Source organism: Bacillus sp. OTU530, from assembly GCF_038440375.1.
Genome location: NZ_JASATP010000008.1, coordinates 145,329 through 159,858, shown reverse-complemented (window position 1 = coordinate 159,858; position 14,530 = coordinate 145,329). Strand labels below are relative to the sequence as shown.

General features: G+C 38.1%; 13 protein-coding genes and 1 pseudogene. 8 read left to right on the top strand and 6 right to left on the bottom strand.

What is annotated here, in order from left to right:
• Positions 1-136: 136 nt before the first annotated feature.
• Together AAHB12_RS08675 and AAHB12_RS08670 are read right to left on the bottom strand one after the other, a co-directional pair.
• Positions 137-970, bottom strand: a complete 834-nt coding sequence (locus tag AAHB12_RS08675; protein ID WP_342044982.1) for an undecaprenyl-diphosphate phosphatase — start codon at positions 968-970, stop codon at positions 137-139.
• Positions 971-1,648: 678 nt separating this feature from the next.
• The gene (locus tag AAHB12_RS08670; RefSeq protein ID WP_129729916.1) at positions 1,649-2,977 is read right to left on the bottom strand and encodes an amino acid permease; all 1,329 of its coding nucleotides are present in this window, start codon (positions 2,975-2,977) and stop codon (positions 1,649-1,651) included.
• A 527-nt stretch (positions 2,978-3,504) separates the two neighbouring features.
• On the opposite strand from AAHB12_RS08670, the gene AAHB12_RS08665 reads away from it, so the two are divergent.
• Positions 3,505-4,167 carry a DUF2642 domain-containing protein gene (locus AAHB12_RS08665; RefSeq protein WP_342044979.1) on the top strand — a complete coding sequence of 221 codons (663 nt, stop codon included), beginning with the start codon at positions 3,505-3,507 and terminating at the stop codon, positions 4,165-4,167.
• A 426-nt stretch (positions 4,168-4,593) separates the two neighbouring features.
• Here AAHB12_RS08665 and AAHB12_RS08660 read toward each other — a convergent pair whose 3' ends face one another.
• A complete protein-coding gene (locus AAHB12_RS08660) occupies positions 4,594-4,809 on the bottom strand; it encodes a hypothetical protein (protein ID WP_342044977.1) in 216 nt (71 codons plus the stop codon).
• A gap of 282 nt (positions 4,810-5,091) precedes the next feature.
• Here AAHB12_RS08660 and AAHB12_RS08655 point away from each other — a divergent pair, with 282 nt between their 5' ends.
• From AAHB12_RS08655 to AAHB12_RS08630, 6 genes are all read left to right on the top strand, one after another.
• Positions 5,092-6,177 (top strand): CotH kinase family protein, encoded by a 1,086-nt coding sequence (locus tag AAHB12_RS08655; RefSeq protein WP_342044976.1) that lies wholly within the window; start codon positions 5,092-5,094, stop codon positions 6,175-6,177.
• 22 nt (positions 6,178-6,199) lie between these two features.
• The gene (locus AAHB12_RS08650; RefSeq protein ID WP_342045035.1) at positions 6,200-6,556 is read left to right on the top strand and encodes an SET domain-containing protein; all 357 of its coding nucleotides are present in this window, start codon (positions 6,200-6,202) and stop codon (positions 6,554-6,556) included.
• Between the two features lie 360 nt (positions 6,557-6,916).
• Positions 6,917-8,275 carry an arsenic transporter gene (locus AAHB12_RS08645; protein ID WP_342044974.1) on the top strand — a complete coding sequence of 453 codons (1,359 nt, stop codon included), beginning with the start codon at positions 6,917-6,919 and terminating at the stop codon, positions 8,273-8,275.
• 1,164 nt (positions 8,276-9,439) lie between these two features.
• Positions 9,440-10,330, top strand: a complete 891-nt coding sequence (locus tag AAHB12_RS08640; RefSeq protein ID WP_342044973.1) for a YitT family protein — start codon at positions 9,440-9,442, stop codon at positions 10,328-10,330.
• Between the two features lie 228 nt (positions 10,331-10,558).
• Positions 10,559-10,927, top strand: coding sequence for a VOC family protein (locus AAHB12_RS08635; RefSeq protein WP_342044972.1), 369 nt, complete (start codon positions 10,559-10,561; stop codon positions 10,925-10,927).
• A gap of 415 nt (positions 10,928-11,342) precedes the next feature.
• Positions 11,343-12,347 carry a DUF1835 domain-containing protein gene (locus AAHB12_RS08630; RefSeq protein WP_342044970.1) on the top strand — a complete coding sequence of 335 codons (1,005 nt, stop codon included), beginning with the start codon at positions 11,343-11,345 and terminating at the stop codon, positions 12,345-12,347.
• A gap of 117 nt (positions 12,348-12,464) precedes the next feature.
• On the opposite strand, the pseudogene AAHB12_RS08625 reads toward AAHB12_RS08630, so the two are convergent.
• Both AAHB12_RS08625 and AAHB12_RS08620 read right to left on the bottom strand, forming a co-directional pair.
• Positions 12,465-12,569: pseudogene (locus AAHB12_RS08625) on the bottom strand (VOC family protein); the annotation flags it as partial.
• Positions 12,568-12,918 (bottom strand): winged helix-turn-helix transcriptional regulator, encoded by a 351-nt coding sequence (locus tag AAHB12_RS08620; RefSeq protein WP_129729929.1) that lies wholly within the window; start codon positions 12,916-12,918, stop codon positions 12,568-12,570. The pseudogene AAHB12_RS08625 and the gene AAHB12_RS08620, both read right to left, overlap by 2 nt.
• Before the next feature lie 123 nt (positions 12,919-13,041).
• On the opposite strand from AAHB12_RS08620, the gene AAHB12_RS08615 reads away from it, so the two are divergent.
• A complete protein-coding gene (locus AAHB12_RS08615) occupies positions 13,042-13,668 on the top strand; it encodes a nitroreductase family protein (RefSeq protein ID WP_342044969.1) in 627 nt (208 codons plus the stop codon).
• Between the two features lie 123 nt (positions 13,669-13,791).
• Here AAHB12_RS08615 and AAHB12_RS08610 read toward each other — a convergent pair whose 3' ends face one another.
• Complete coding sequence (locus tag AAHB12_RS08610) at positions 13,792-14,037, bottom strand: glutaredoxin (RefSeq protein ID WP_342044968.1); 246 nt, start codon at positions 14,035-14,037, stop codon at positions 13,792-13,794.
• Positions 14,038-14,530: the final 493 nt, after the last annotated feature.

Genomic DNA, 14,530 nt, shown 5'->3' with positions numbered 1-14,530 from the left:
ATTAGCTTTGCGGGAATATAAATAATGTTTATTTGTAGTTTTTAGCCGGACTGTATAATACTCTCCCTATAGTTTATTTCGAAATCTTATCCATGTTTAATGGAATGGGCTTGGTCAAAAGACCAAGCCCAGTTCATTAAAAGTAAACAATATAGATAAGAACCGCTAAAACAATTCGATAAATTGCAAACGGCATGAGTTTGATTTTGTTGATTAGCTTCAGGAAGAAGCGCATGGAGATTAGCGCGAATATAAAGGCGCTGAGAAAGCCTGCGATAAAAAACGGCAATGCATCCATTGTGAAGTATTGCCAATTTTTCAATAAGGATAGCAAGCTTGCACCACACATAATAGGAACTGCCATAATAAAGGTGAAATCAGCAGCTGCTCGGTGACTCATTCCGAGCAAAACACCTCCTGAAATTGTTGAGCCTGATCGAGAGAAACCCGGCCACAAGGAGAGACATTGAAATAACCCAACTGCGAATGCTTGCTTGTAGGTAATTTGGTCAACAGTCTGAACTTTTGGTTCCTTTCCCCCAAAGCGATCGGCAAAAATCATAAAGATAGCACCGAGAACTAAACCGATTAAAACAGTAGCAGTTGAGAATAAATATTCATCAATATAGTCTTCCAGTAATACCCCTAAAACACCAGCAGGAATTAAACCTACAAGAACTTGTGCAAGCCTAAGGCGCTGCGGCTGGTGAGCGTTGGTACCTTTATGTCGGCGGCCTAATCCTAATAGTTCAATGAAGCGGTCTCTAAAGATAACTACAACAGCCAAAATCGAACCGAGCTGAATAACAACCTTAAACGTATTTGCAACATACTTTGTTAGAAATTGTTCGGATTGCAGCCACATATCGTCGACGATTACCATATGGCCAGTTGATGAAACAGGCGCAAATTCTGTTAATCCTTCTACAATTCCTAAAATGATAGCTTTTAAAATCGTAAGAAAATCCATTGTGTTCAACTACCCCTTAGTTCATTATTCGTACTTAGATAAAGCTCGTACGTCATGGCAACAAATGAAGAGATATAAGGAAATGTGCATGTAAAAAGCTAATAAACGCAACTGTGCAGCACATCGGGAGATTTTATAAGCTGCCTAGTTGTTTTTTGCACTGCAAGAAAGTATAAATTTCCAGCTGGAAGCTAATTCGACGTAGTCGGAAATGCTAGAAATACAGTGTAAGTGAAACTACGCCTTCGCCTGCTAGTTGGCAAGTTTTCTTTATCTTTCAGCATCCCAAATTTCTTCCTTCATAAGGCACCTATTGTATTGTATCAAATATTGGCAAAAAGCCAATCGAATTCTAGATTTGTATTTTAATTTTTACAATTCCATATGAATGCCATTTCTTATGTTGAATATTCATCTGATTAGATTTTAATGGTGTCTATAACAATAAAGTACAGGAAAAAGTTGAGCAATACGAAGAAAACTCGCAGATTGACGAGTCCTGCTCTTATATTTTATTCCTAAAATCCCCAGACACGTCAAGTTGTCTTCCAGCTAGAAATCGATGCTTCTTTAAAGTGTAAAACAGAAAAAGCCGCTGGATGCGGCTTAATTAGAAAAGAATGTCCTCTTCTTCAAACGAAGGCTATCATCCTGTGGAGAGGCCTAAACAGTTTCTATTTATTTCTTTCTCCCGATCAAAACGGATAAGAGGGATAAAAGAACTAGAATACTGATGCATATACCAGAGTTAATAATATTTCCCGTGAACAAGAAAAAGAAAAAAATGGTAGCTAAGGCTACTGCTGCAAATAATGTGCTATATGGAAACAGCCATAAGCGAAAATACGGGGTGCTAGGATATTGCTTGCGCAGTTTCAATTGAGCAAGGCAGATGCTGGTCCAAATAAACAAAATCGTAAAACCTGGAATAGACATTAAATATGAAAAAACATGCTCTGGTGTAAGATAAGCGATAAAAGAACCAATAAGTAAAGCAATACCGCTGACGATAATTCCCCAAATAGGAACACCGCGCTTCGTTACAAAAGAGAATAAAGCGGGCGCTTCTTGATTCTGCGCTAGGGAGTACAACACGCGAGATGTAGCGTACATTCCTGAATTTGCAGCAGATAGCAAGGCAGTCAATAATACAAAGTTCATAATATGAGCAACGCCCTGTAGTCCGGTCGCAGAGAAAACCTGAACGAAAGGACTGCCTTGCGTTCCGATTTCATTCCAAGGGATGAGCCCGCAAATAACAAGAATAGGAAGTGTATAAAACAAAATCACGCGGAACATAGTTCCCTTGATTACCTTCGGAAGCGTTTGTTCCATATGTTTCATTTCTGTTACAGTTAATCCAATTAATTCAGAACCTCCAAAGGAGAAAACTACGATTAAGAGAGCTGCAAAAACACCTCCCCATCCCTTTGGAAGGAAGCCGCCGTGACTTATGTAGTTCCCAAAATATACAGCTTCTTGATTTGGGAAGAGCCCAAATAATAGAGCAGCCCCGATGACAATAAATAATATGAGCGTGATGATCTTAATCCCTGCAAGCCAAAACTCTATCTCTCCGTACATTTTGACGCTGATTAAATTAACTGACAGAATGAGTATGGTACATATTAAACTGAGCAGCCATAATGGAGCTGCTGGGAGCCAGTATTGCAAAAAGCTTGCCGCCGCCAATACTTCGACAATAATAACCAAAATCCAGTTTACCCAATAGAGCCAACCGACGACGAAGGAAAAGCGAGAGCCAAAAGCCTTTTGGATCATTCCTTGAATATTTAAACCTGGGTAAGCAATTGCCATTTCCGCTAAAGCGGTCATAACAATCAAAAGCAGAAAACCTGTAAACAAATATGAAACAATAATGCCGGGGCCGGCGGCTGAAATGGTATCCGAGCTTCCTTTAAAAATACCAGTTCCAATCATCCCGCCCATTGCCATAAGCTGGACGTGGCGAGGCTGCAGCCCACGTTGTAAACTATTTTTTTTCATGTAAAATTCCACCTTTTATAGTAATGACAATTGAAAAATCCCCACTGATAACAGCAGGGACGAAAAAACTTTACGGCACTACCTGAAGTAGGAATAAAAGCTCATATTTTAGTGCTTTTACTATAATTTATTCTGCTATAATGTCCGATTTTGATTATAAGGATAGGGTTGGAAGATTGTCAAGGGTGTGCATTTCTTCTTTTGGCAGTGATGTGTAGAAAAACGCAACGTAGAAAACGTGGGGATATTGTATAAAACAGACCACCCCATCTTTCATCCGTTCCCGCGTTCGATACATCCTGTAACCTTATCTTAACACTTACTCATGGTATAGAACACAATCTTAAGTGCAATGTACAAAATCCTTTGTCCCGAACATGCTCTTTTCATTTGAAGAAACTATTCTATACAGTACAGAGAAAAGAAATATTATATTGTTTCGTAAAATTGCAATAATGTTTTCTAAAATGTACTGTTTCTGTATATAATGTACCACTATCCTGTGTTCAGCGTGAGGGGGGTTCTTCTTGAGTATAACAGCCTTGTGCGGCAAGCAAGTTGATGTAGTCATATCGGCAAATGCCTTTTTTCAAGGAATATTGATTGAGACCGGGAAAGATATTCTTGTATTGTTTGATGGACAAAGATTTGTATATATCCCTTTGTTGCATGTCCATCGGGTGAATCTTAGCCCAGTTATAAATGATGAGCTTAGTAACCCTACTGAAATTTCTTTAGCAAAAGATGTAGAAGCCATTTCGTATCGTACCATTTTAACAAATGCAAAAGGACTGTTTACTGAAATTTATGTGACAGGCAATATATCATTACACGGATATGTTATGAGCGTTCGCAGTGATTATTTTGCTTTTTACTCTCCTGTTTACAAAACGATGCTGATTTCCTTACAGCATCTAAAATGGCTGATTCCTTATAATCTAAAAACGCCTCCGTATACTTTAAGCACTGAAAAGCTTCCTGTCATTCCAGCAGCCGCCCCATTACTTCGATCATTCGAGGAACAAGTAAAAAAATGGGAAGGAGAGCTTGTAGTGTTTGATATAGGAGAGGATCCAGCGAAGATCGGGTTGGTAAAGAAAGTGAGGGATTCTATTATTGAGCTTGTCATTGCAGGCGGCGAAACAGTGTATTTAAAACTTTCTCATATCAAGTCTGCTCATGTACCGTAACGTACACAGAAGGGCAGGTCAGGACTGATTCGAAAGTCCCAAAAGGAATAAGAGTTGAAGAAAGAATGTGAAATGGATTATCAAAGAAACCTTTGATTTTACAAAGGTTTCTTTGATGGTCCATTTTTATATGTGTTTAAAAAAGGTATTGTCTCCCTTTTGAGTCAGCACTAACTGAGACAATAGAAGTACTTGAATAGCATTGCAGAGCAAGCTCGTCACCTTATAAAGAACCAATTTCATCCTATGCTAGGATTCAAAGGTTTGAAGCAGCCGAACAAATCATACTTTTACACCAGAATTAACCAACTCATTATATATGCTGCTCCTTGTTAAACAGATGCTCTAGCTGGAAGAAAAGTGTTCAGTTCAATTGAGCACAAATTGTTTATACGCGATTAGCAGTAATAACCAATGCCTTCCCTGTTACTTTTTCTTCCGTGATTTTTTGCCTGGTGATTTTTTGCCTGGTGATTTTTTGCCTGGTGATTTTTTGCCTGGCGATTTTTTGCCTGGTGATTTTTTGCCTGGTGATTTTTTCCTCGATGATTTTCCCCCTGCCACTGGGTCTTGCGTTAAGAACTCATCAAGTCCTAATTTCTTTACGTGTTCCACTAACTCAAGTATTTGATTTTTTCCCATGTATAAAGCCACCTTTCAGTATGCATTCCTCAAAGTTTAAAGCATTGTATTTTATGTAAATCTATTTTCACTTGTTCCGGTTTTCACTTTAAGAAATGATAAATTTCTAATTTAGGAAGTCATTTGATGTGTTGGGAAATTTTACGTATAAAGTATAAGTAACCTTACACCTCTGTCCTCACCTAATAGCTCGCTAATCGACGAGTTTTCTTTATTGAATTTATTATCAATTGCACCCCCTTTCTCATATGATGATATAGAAAAATAGGGAGGGGTGATGTTATGCAGCAGGATGCTTTACCTACACTCAGTATTTTTATTGAGCCCAAGCTCCTTAAAGTATTGAAAAGCAACGTATGGAATGAGGAACTTATTGCTTCTAAATTGGTAGTAGACAACATTCCTTACAAAATAGGCATTACTTATCGTGGGGATCTCACACGCAAATTCCGTAAAAAATCGTATAGAATTGACTTTGGCGAATACAACGAGATATTTGAAGGACGTGAACTTCACCTTAATGCTGAATATTGTGATCCCTCATTAATCCGAAACAAGCTATCCTTTGATTTTTTTAAGGACATTGGAGGAATTTCACCTGAGTGTAAGCATATTTTTGTGGCGATTAACGGAAGTCTTATGGGTATTTATTTACAGCTTGAATCAGTCGATGATTTGTTTTTACATAAAAGGAAACTTCCGTATGGCCCTATCTTTTATGCATCGAATCACCATGCCAATTTTTCTTTATTAACCCCAAAGCATAAGCCGAAATCTTCCCTTCTATCCGGGTATGAGCGGAAATTAGGGAATGATGAGGATAATCTTGACTTAGAGATGTTCATATGTAAGGTGAATACGATTCCACGCGGTGATTTTGGTAAAGAAATTATAAGGTACATGGATGTCAAAAAATATTTGTTGTGGCTATGTGGTGTGATTTGTACACAAAACTATGATGCTTTCACTCACAATTATACCTTGTATCGAAATGGGGAGACGGGATTGTATGAGATGATCCCTTGGGATTACGACGCAACATGGGGCAGGGACTGTAATGGAGGTATTATGGAATATGATTACGTTCCAATTAAAGGATATAATACACTCACTGCACGTCTTCTTGATGTAAAGGAGATCCGCCAGCAATACCGACTTTTCCTTGAAGAAATCTTGGAAACTTCGTTTACAGCTGCAGCTTTAGAATCAAGAATTACAAATCTCCACAAGCAATTGCGCCCCTATTTATCTGTAGATCCTTATAAAAAGAAATCTATCGATATGTTTGATAATGAACCAGATTTGATCCTTCGTTTCATTTCAGATCGCAATAGCTATCTTCGGAGTCATCTTAAGGATTTGACATAAAGGAGGTAATACTTTGATTAGTATGAAAAATACAGAGAAGTATGGTCGAGGGATATTTTCAACACGTGCCATCAAGAAAGATGAATTGATTGAGGAAGCACCTGTAATCATTATCCCTAAAATAGAATGGGATCGAATGAGGGAGAGCATTCTTTTAAACTATATTTTCCATTGGGGAGAGAATAAAGCTCTCGCTTTAGGGTATGGTTCTTTATACAATCACTCCTATACCCCAAATGCAAGGTATGCTAGAAATATTGAAAACAACTCGATTGAGTTCTATGCCAGGGAAGATATTCAGGAGGGAGAAGAAATTACAGTCAACTATAATGGTGACCCCGAGGATCGCTCCCCATTATGGTTTGAAGTCATCGAGTGAAATGTGATGTCATGCTCTGAGATGAATTCTCAGAGCATTTATGTTTATGCGCAGTCTTTTAGCTAATGGCAATCCAACTAAAGAGTGAATTGAGGAAACCCTTAGATTGACCGTGCGATATGGAGAAGCGTATCTTCATGTGTACAGAGGACTTGCTCATAACAGGAAGACCTTTATATGATCCGCAAACATGTAATAAATCTGTAATAAAGCATAGAGGACAAGCGTACATCTTGAGCGCCTATCAGGTCTATTGTCTATCTCTGTTTTCGTAGATTTGCATATATTATAGTATGATAAGAATCAGACAAGCAAATACTAAGTGATTTGCGATTCCAAAAAGGAAGAGACAATATAACAATGGATATTCATATCATAATTTCAGTACTCGTATTCCTTATGACAACAATAGTGATATTCTGGAGACCAAGGGGAATGAACGAAGCTTGGCCAGCTGCAGTTGGTGCAACCATTATTCTATTAACAGGCGTTGTATCCCGTGCTGATATTCTAGACATTCTACAAAAAATTGGCGGCGCTTCAATTACGATCATCTCAACGATTGTTATGGCAGTTATACTGGAAAGCTTCGGCTTTTTCCACTGGTCAGCCGCACGACTTGCAAGTGCAGCAAAAGGTTCAGGATACCGCTTATACTGGTACATTCAGCTACTATGTTTTCTAATGACACTTTTGTTTAATAATGATGGCAGTATCTTAATTACCACTCCTATTTTAATTTTACTCCTCAAAAATCTTCAGCTCAAACCACACCATCAAATTCCATACCTTTTAACTGGAGCTTTAATTGCCACAGCTTCAAGCACCCCTATTGGTGTAAGTAATATCGTGAACTTAATCGCATTGAAGATTCTTCATCTGACCCTTTATATGCAGACAGCAATGATGTTTATTCCAACAGCGTTGGGCCTGCTATTTATGTCCTGGCTAATGTATATATTGGTAAAACGAAAGCTTCCTAAGCGATTGCCAAACTCAGCGTATGACATTGAACAAATGTTTTTCACGAAAAACTTTCATCCGTTAAAAGGACATCTTGTAGTTGAAACCAAACGGCAGCGTACAAAATTTATGTTAAAGATTTTACTCTTTGTTTTTCTCATGCGCACCTCCCTTTTTATAGCATCATTTTTCTCAATCCCAATTGAATTTGTTGCGGTACTTGGCTCTCTCATTTTGCTTATATGGAGATGGTATTACCTACGTACAAAACCTATTGATATCTTGAAAAAAACTCCTTGGCATATCTTCATTTTTGCTTTTTCCATGTATGTGCTCATTTATGGTCTGCATAACTCGGGACTAACAGAACTTCTAGTGAAAATGTGCGAACCGATTGTACAGCAAGGATTATTTGAAGCAAGCTTTATCATGGGAGGATTAATCTCTGTTTTATCTAACCTGTTTAATAACCATCCAGCCTTATTAGTTGGAACTATTGCATTAACAGAAATGAATCTGGATTCCTTCACATTACAGACGATGTATCTAGCAAGTATTATTGGAAGTGACGTAGGATCGTTGCTGTTGCCTATCGGGACACTCGCTTCTTTAATATGGATGCATATTTTAAAGCAACATAGAATCAAGGTGAAATGGAAGGATTATTTAAGCGTCTCATTGATCGTAATTCCGATAACAGTAATTGTAATGCTATTCTTGTTATATAATTGGTTGCAGCTATTCTTTGCATCATAATCGATTTGAAGGAAAGTATGAAACTATTTTGGACATTAACAAGGAGGATATCGCACTCTCTTTTCGAAGGGGGAAGGCTGAGTCAGGATTGTTCGCATCAAGTAGCCAATTGATCAACTGAAAATCAGCACTTCCTCATGTATTTTTGCTTTTTTGAGAATTTAGAAAGTGTAAGGAGAGCGTTCATGAATGGAGACTATAATTTTGTGGGATTTTTGTCTTGTTTCAAAGCTATAAAACAACAGTAAGCGACCTTGTTCATCCTCTAAGGAGTCACAAGGTCGCTTACATTATTTCTTCATTCATTTTGTTGGAATCCCTTCAATGGTCTTTATCTTAGGAAGATCACCCCTAGCTAGAGAGTTTTTCTAAAAATGACTTTTGTGCCCCATTTCATGTGTCACACGCCTTCGCCTTACTCGCTTCACTGGAATCACCTTTCCCTTTAGTTGACTTGTTTGTCGCTCTGCTTTTGCTACTTAAGCGGTATCACCTTCTTTTTTGATGTAATAGGTATTGCTTGTATTTATCATACAAGCAATGTCGTGATTTGTAAATGCAAAATATTATAAATTTTCTAAAAAAACATAATGTTTTGACGTTTTTTATCGATAGTGATCTGTAACACTGTTTTGTTATAAAAATTATCTTGCACTGTAAGAAAGTATAAATTTCTAGCTGGAGGACAATTCGACGTAGTGAGAAATTTTAGGAATACAGTATAAGTGCAACTACGCCTCTGTCTTCACCCAAAGGAAGGGCTTGCCAATCGGCGAGTTTTCTTTATCAAAGGAAGTCAGGTTTTGCAGTAGACTATTTTTAATGGATTGAGATTACGTGAAATGTTAGACGAACTATACATAATTTTATTTTTGCTGCGTAATCCTCTTGTATAGGGGATATGCGAAAACAAAGAATATTATTGCTTAATTCTCACTATTTTACTCGGAAAAGTGGAGAAAATCTGTTATAATAAAAAGGACGAGAGAATTGATACAGATTGTTCTGTTCTACTAACAGTGCTGTGGCTTTGCTTGAGCTATCTCGGATGAACTAGATATGTAGATTAGTTGACTAGATTTTGTAAGTATTTGGATGTAGTCTCTGTAATGGTACAGGGGGCATTTCATTCATAAATAACAGGAGGGGAAGGAGGAGTCCTGCATGGAACTCGCAGAACAAATCAAACAGAAGGTGGAACACAAAAAATTGACGAAGACCAGCATGGCTAAAAGAGCTTTTTTAATAGCCATAGGAGCTGGATTGATGGCAGTAGGGCTTGAGATTTTTTTGATTCCAAATCATGTAATTGACGGAGGGATTACAGGGATTTCGATTATGTTATCTCATCTAACAGGTCTTAATTTAGGAATATTTCTTTTCCTGCTAAACCTGCCATTTTTCTTTATCGGACGGAAACAAATTGGGACAACGTTTGCTGTTTCTACATTATTTGGGATTATCGTTCTTTCAATTGCTACCACTCTGTTGCATCCGGTGCCGGGGCTAACAGAAGATGTATTGTTAGCCACAGTGTTTGGGGGAATTATCCTTGGTGTTGGAGTGGGATTGGTTATCCGAAACGGTGGATCATTGGATGGAACGGAAATTATGGCTATTTTGTTCAATAGAAAGATGCCGTTTTCTGTTGGTGAAATCATCATGTTCTTTAATATTTTTATTTTAGGAGCTGCTGGTTTTGTATTTGGATGGGATCGGGCTATGTATTCCCTTATGGCATATTTCATTGCCTTTAAGACGATTGATGTTGTAATTTTAGGACTTGATGAATCTAAGTCAGCATGGATTATTAGCGAGCGGCATAAGGAGATTGGGGATGTTATTTTAGCACGCTTAGGACGTGGTGTTACGTACTTAAACGGTGAGGGCGCTTATACGGGAGATGATAAGAAAGTGATTTTTGTTGTTATCACTCGTTTAGAGGAATCCAAGCTGAAATCTATTGTAGAGGATATTGATCCATCAGCATTTTTTGCGGTTGCTAACATCTCTGAAGTACGGGGCGGACGTTTTAAGAAGAAGGATATTCATTAAAGCGGAAAGGGCTGCAAACCGCCTTTTTTGATCAAAGAAAGCAAGACATATAATAGTTATAAAACGAACTACATTGTTTGTAGTTCGTTTTATTATCTCTTATCATAAATGTAACTTCCGTTTGAGAGTTTAGCAAAGCTTTCGAGATTAGTTGCGATAGATTGGAATTTTTGCAATCACTCTCCAGTAACAACTATAATTTTAGGAAAAAGCGTGTGGGGGTAGCAAATGATTAAAAGGGTAGAGCATGTCGGGATTATGGCTTCCGATATGGATGAGTCCATTCGATTTTATGAAACTCTTTTTCAGTTTAAAATCCGTGTGAGAGTAAACAATGGCCAAAAGGAAATTGTTTTTTTGGCTCATGATGGATTACTAGGATTTGAAATTGAACTGATTCGTGATTTACAGCCGACTACGTTGTATGCGGAACATGGATTGGTGAACCATTTAGCATTTGTCGTTGATAACATGGAACAAGTAATCTCCTATTGTAGACAAAAAGGAATCGTTTTTGAAACAAGTGAACCAAAACGCGGGATCAATGATCGCAAGACGAGTCGTTTTAGGGGCCGAACGGAGAAATATTGCAGCTAGTAGAAGAACGGAATAGTTAGTTTGGCCAATTGATACAGCTGGAAGTACAAAAGAATTCGGGAAAGAATAGCCTTGTACAACTGTTTGATTGGATTCGTTAGGCTGCTGTAAAAACTGTATAAAATCATGAACAATAGATAAAAACGGCAAGAGGATCTCCCCCTCTTGCTGTTTTCTATGTTTTAAGGAATAAAGTAGAGAGGGGCATTAAAAGCAAATGCTATGGAAGTAAATCATGCAAATAGAGGTTTTTAACAGATACCTTATTGGGTAATTGGCTATGGACATCCATAGCTTTTTTAGCTAAAATGAAAAGGGAACATTTGTTTGTTTATAGGCTATTACTATAGTTGTCATAAAAAGAAACGGTGCAGAAGATGGGGATACTAAACATATATGAAAGGGGAAAGGTGAAATGCTGCATATTGTGAATGGAGACTCAGTGGCTGAAAAGCTGAAGCAAGGGGTTGTCCACGGTGATATTCTCGTATGGAGGGAAATTTACTCAGAAGGACCTGTTTTTCTGGATCTTGCCAACTCATCCAATCGATTGATTCGCGCGAAGAATTTGGAAAAAACATTAGGTATACGCTGTGACGAATTTACTGCAGGTTGTGTTTCGCAAGAACAGAGACTTGCAGCCTTCAAAGAATACGATGAAGTAGTGTTGTGGTTTGAGCATGACCTTTTTGATCAGACTATGCTGAGTTTTTTGCTGAACTGGTTTTCAAAGCAATCGCTGAACGGGGTCGGGCTGAATCTATTATGTATTGGCACATTCCCTGGTATTGATCCCTTCTTGGGTCTTGGTCAATTGTCGGTGGAACAACTGAACACATTAGTTGGTACATGGCGTCCGATCGGACAAGAGGAGCTGGAGATAGGCAAAAAGGCGTGGGAAGCCTACACATCTCCAGATCCGCATAAGATTGTAGAATTCCTTCAAGAGGATACATCAGCATTTCCATTTGTGCAGGAAGCGTTCAAATTCCACTTGTCAAGGTTTCCTTCGATTTATAATGGACTTGGGAAGGTGGAACAAACAACGTTAGCACATCTACATAATAGCCCTGCTTACGCCTGGGATCTCTTTCATCAAACAGGACTGCAAGAAATTTGGTACGGTATGGGAGATTTACAGTATTGGGGAATCTTGAAGAGGATGTGTCAAGCTCCATATCCGTTAATACAAATCGAGGGTGCATCCTTAGCTTCTTTTGATAATAATGATATCTCACAATTCCATAATAGCCGTTTCAGCCTGACTGATATAGGGAGCCGCATTCTTACAGGAGAAGGGGACTGGGTAGCCATGAACGGGGTCGATCAGTGGCTTGGCGGCTGCCACTTGCAGGGCCATAGGATTCCTTGGCGTTGGGATGGACAGCGGAAAACACTCGTTGCTGTTGAAGGGAAATAGTTTTTAAAATGTCTTCTTTCCCTATTCTGTAGTTTTATACGCTAGTAATTTATTTTTCGAACTGGTAGAGGCTACAACGAATGAGGCAGATTCAGTTCCGTGAATCTGCCTCACATACTATTGTTTTAATAAGACCACATTATCATCTTCGTTCTTGAATTGAACAAATGCTCCCCACTGCATTTTTTGAGGCTCTCCTGGAAATTCAACGCCGTTCGACCTATTTATGGTTACAGCAGATTTGCTCGTCTCTGTCTATATCTTTTATAACAGCATAAGTATTGCCCCACTCACACATTGTGTTTAATACTGGAACAAATGATTCACCTAACTTCGTTAAGCTGTATTCCACTTTTGGAGGCACTTCTTTAAATACTTCCCTTCGGACAAGCCCATCTCTTTCCAGTTGCTTTAATTGATCTGTCAAAACTTTTTGGGTAATGGCTGGGATTAGCTCATAAAATTCTTTCGTCCTCATTGATTTTTGGCTCAAGAAAAAGAGAATTAAACATTTCCATTTGCCGCCTACAGTATTCATGAAAATATTGATTCCCGTGTTTTGACTGCCCATTCTTGATTCCTCCTAAATAGGCACTTAAATGTGGCTATGCCACATTTAAGTGCGTTATTTTTTCATGTATTATTTTCCATTATAATCGACGGTGTAGCAAATAAAATATTTGGAGTGGATACGATGAGTGTAAAGGAAGTTTTAGAAAAAAGACGTTCGGTCAGGCATTACGATCCAAACTATAAAGTCAGTTCAGAGATGTTGGCTTCATTGATTGAAAGTGCAAGTAAGTCACCTAATGGAAACAATATACAAGCAACCCGATACTTAGTCATCGATGATCCACATCTGCGGGATTTATTATTGCCGGTAGCTTTTAACCAACAGCAAGTAACAGAAGCGTCCGCATTAATTGTTGTGCTAGGGGATTATCAAGCCTTTGGGAAAGAAAATATTATAAATATACATGAAGAGGGATGTCAGCAAGGTTTTTTTGATGCATCAATGAGAGATTACTTGGCGAATGCTGCTATAAATTACTACGCGAATAAATCAAAAGAGGATTTAAAAATTGAATTAACGAGGGATGCGAGTCTAGCGTCCATGTCTTTACTTTTATTGGCAAATGAAGCTGGGCTTGAAACCATCACAATGTCAGGGTATGATTCCAAACAGCTCAAGTCGATATTGCATATTTCCGAGAGGTATTTGGATGTTATGCTCATAGCGATTGGGAAAGGTATTAAAGCTGGCCATAAAACGGTTAGGCATGATGTTCATAAAGTAGTTTATAGAAATGAAATACAGTAATGGTTTTCTTCAAATTTATGAGAAAAATAGTGTTAAATGACGTCTTATTTAATCATGAACAACCTTTATTCATAAAAATTAAATAGAAAAAATACAAGCAGAATCTATTTTAATGGATTCTGTTCAACAGTTGATCTCATCTTGCTTTTTTAACTTAGTAAGGTCAATGATTTTCCCATCCATGGCGACAGAGGGAATAGATTGAATTCCATAGGCTTTAGATTTTTGTTCCCATTCGGTTGTGGAATTGTTTTTGTTTAAATCATAAACGACGACTTCGCATTTTGGACAAGCTAACTGTTTGACTTGTTCCACTACACCATCACATAAATAACTGCCAGCTGTAAAAACTTCAATTTTTTTAGCCAATATGAATCTCTCCTTCTTTTTCTTCACTATAAACTCTGTACGTTGGTACGGAGTCAATACAGTTATGAATCTCCCCTCCTTATCCGATTGCAAACACAATCGGCTTGAAGAAGGGGTTTCCGCTAGACAACACCCTTTCAGTTTTTACCAACATACCTTGAAGGAATATTGTTACCCACACCCGAAGGTATGAATAGAAAAAGGAAAGGACTTGCTAGACAAACGTACAAAACAACATTTGTAGTGGTCATAACACTTTCTCTGAAGAAAAAACTCCCACCTTCGGCAACACAAGTACAAACGAATGAGTCTCTCGACGATTCTGCTTGCAGTTCGCTTTTTGAAATCCCTTTTTTCCCTAAACGAAAATAATACCTGCCTAACTGTACACAGTCGTTCCAGATTTGACCTGTCATTTTTCAAACATAAAACAAATGATCTAAAGTGTTTTGGTCTGTTCTAAATCCTGTTTTTAGGGTTCTGTACACATTTT

What these genes read in the sequence shown, in the direction of transcription:
- AAHB12_RS08675 (WP_342044982.1), bottom strand. Translation starts at nt 970, where the DNA reads ATGGATTTTCTTACGATTTTAAAAGCTATCATTTTAGGAATTGTAGAA.
- AAHB12_RS08670 (WP_129729916.1), bottom strand. Translation starts at nt 2,977, where the DNA reads ATGAAAAAAAATAGTTTACAACGTGGGCTGCAGCCTCGCCACGTCCAG.
- AAHB12_RS08660 (WP_342044977.1), bottom strand. Translation starts at nt 4,809, where the DNA reads ATGGGAAAAAATCAAATACTTGAGTTAGTGGAACACGTAAAGAAATTA.
- AAHB12_RS08655 (WP_342044976.1), top strand. Translation starts at nt 5,092, where the DNA reads ATGCAGCAGGATGCTTTACCTACACTCAGTATTTTTATTGAGCCCAAG.
- AAHB12_RS08650 (WP_342045035.1), top strand. Translation starts at nt 6,200, where the DNA reads ATGAAAAATACAGAGAAGTATGGTCGAGGGATATTTTCAACACGTGCC.
- AAHB12_RS08645 (WP_342044974.1), top strand. Translation starts at nt 6,917, where the DNA reads ATGGATATTCATATCATAATTTCAGTACTCGTATTCCTTATGACAACA.
- AAHB12_RS08640 (WP_342044973.1), top strand. Translation starts at nt 9,440, where the DNA reads ATGGAACTCGCAGAACAAATCAAACAGAAGGTGGAACACAAAAAATTG.
- AAHB12_RS08635 (WP_342044972.1), top strand. Translation starts at nt 10,559, where the DNA reads ATGATTAAAAGGGTAGAGCATGTCGGGATTATGGCTTCCGATATGGAT.
- AAHB12_RS08630 (WP_342044970.1), top strand. Translation starts at nt 11,343, where the DNA reads ATGCTGCATATTGTGAATGGAGACTCAGTGGCTGAAAAGCTGAAGCAA.
- AAHB12_RS08620 (WP_129729929.1), bottom strand. Translation starts at nt 12,918, where the DNA reads ATGGGCAGTCAAAACACGGGAATCAATATTTTCATGAATACTGTAGGC.
- AAHB12_RS08615 (WP_342044969.1), top strand. Translation starts at nt 13,042, where the DNA reads ATGAGTGTAAAGGAAGTTTTAGAAAAAAGACGTTCGGTCAGGCATTAC.